This is a genomic window from Limosilactobacillus walteri, assembly GCF_014830205.1.
Classification (GTDB): domain Bacteria; phylum Bacillota; class Bacilli; order Lactobacillales; family Lactobacillaceae; genus Limosilactobacillus; species Limosilactobacillus walteri.
The window spans coordinates 1-1,464 of record NZ_QORN01000014.1 but is presented as its reverse complement, the minus strand read 5'-3'; the positions used below and the strand labels follow the sequence as shown (position 1 = coordinate 1,464).

Genomic DNA, 1,464 nt, shown 5'->3' with positions numbered 1-1,464 from the left:
CATCGGTGCTTATTTTGTTTTAAAATTTAAAATAAAAAAACGAAAGATGGCTGGACCCCGTCTGTTCGTTTAAGAAAGGACCATCTTTCATGGATAATTTTATCAAAAATGCTTTAGGAGTAAAAGATCCCCATCTCAAATTAAACGAAAACTTGCCACACGATCCGATCGAGGAAAAAGATAACTGCGTAGTAGTCCATATGCTTCAAACTTATCCCATTAATTGTCCCAGTTGTGGCCAACTGATGAAAAAGAACGGCTTTAAAGAAGTCAATTATCTCGCTCCCAGCTTACACTATAAACCGACAATTTGGTCAATCCAAAAACAGAAGTATATCTGTAAGTCATCTGACGCTTGTCCGCAGACAATCACCAAACTTGCCAGTGTTGATGATGTTAATTACCGTAATCACATCTCTACTGCCGTTAAGCAGAAGATTATGATGGATTTAACCTTGAATAAGTCGCAAAAGGATCTCGCCAAAGAACTCGGTGTTTCTGATGGTACCGTCAGAAGAGTTATTGACCACCTTGATGAAACATTCAAGCCCAACTATCATTGGCTCCCGCGTCACATCGCCTTTGACGACTTTAAGTCTGGACGCTTCGCTCCCAGCGGAATGAGCATGATCTTAATGAACATTGAAAATAAGCGGACACTCGATATCATCAATTCGCGAAGTAACACATATTTGCGAAACTACTTCTTGCGCTACGACCTCTCAGCACGTTTAGCAGTTCGAACCGTTACCGTTGACCTCTATACACCGTACCGATCCCTGATCAAAAAGCTATTTCCCAATGCCCTGATTATTGCCGATCACTTCCATATTGTCGCCCAAGCTCATCGTGCGCTAAACAAGATTAGGATTCAAGTAATGAATCGTACGGGCAACGGTACGCCTGAATGGCGGGCCTTAAAACATTTCTGGAAACTAATCCTTACCCCGGCAAATAAGCTCAAGTACGATAATTTCTGCTCTCGACGCAATTTTGGCTATGCCCAGTTGAGTGACGTTGAGGTTATTCACCGCCTACTTGACCTTGATGCAGAGCTTAAAGACGCATATAACTATTACCAGCGCTTGATTCTAATTGTCCATAATCATGATCAAGCTGACCTAGATAACTTACTCGCAATCAAGTGGACTACCTTACCATTTACCCTCCAAAAGGTCCAACGGACACTTAGAAATCACAAACAAGAAATTATCAATAGCTTCAAATATGCCAACTACACTAACGGTCCCATCGAAGGAACCAATAACAAGATTAAAGTCATTAAGCGAACTGCTTATGGTTTTCGTAACTTCTTCAATTTCCGCATTCGGATTCTCTTATCACTCCCGAACACCTACATCGCAATTAACTGGAAAAGAAAACAAGCAACTCACACGGTCCAGGTGCGAGCTGCTTGATCAATCTTATTCAATTTTTCCTATCAGTACTTCTTGACGAAGAGCC

General features: G+C 41.5%; 1 protein-coding gene. It reads left to right on the top strand.

The window, feature by feature from the left end:
• Positions 1 to 89: 89 nt before the first annotated feature.
• Positions 90 to 1,418, top strand: a complete 1,329-nt coding sequence (locus DTK66_RS03830; RefSeq protein ID WP_191667841.1) for an ISL3 family transposase — start codon at positions 90 to 92, stop codon at positions 1,416 to 1,418.
• Positions 1,419 to 1,464: the final 46 nt, after the last annotated feature.

Coding starts and splice junctions, on each gene's coding strand:
- DTK66_RS03830 (WP_191667841.1), top strand. CDS start 90: ATGGATAATTTTATCAAAAATGCTTTAGGAGTAAAAGATCCCCATCTC.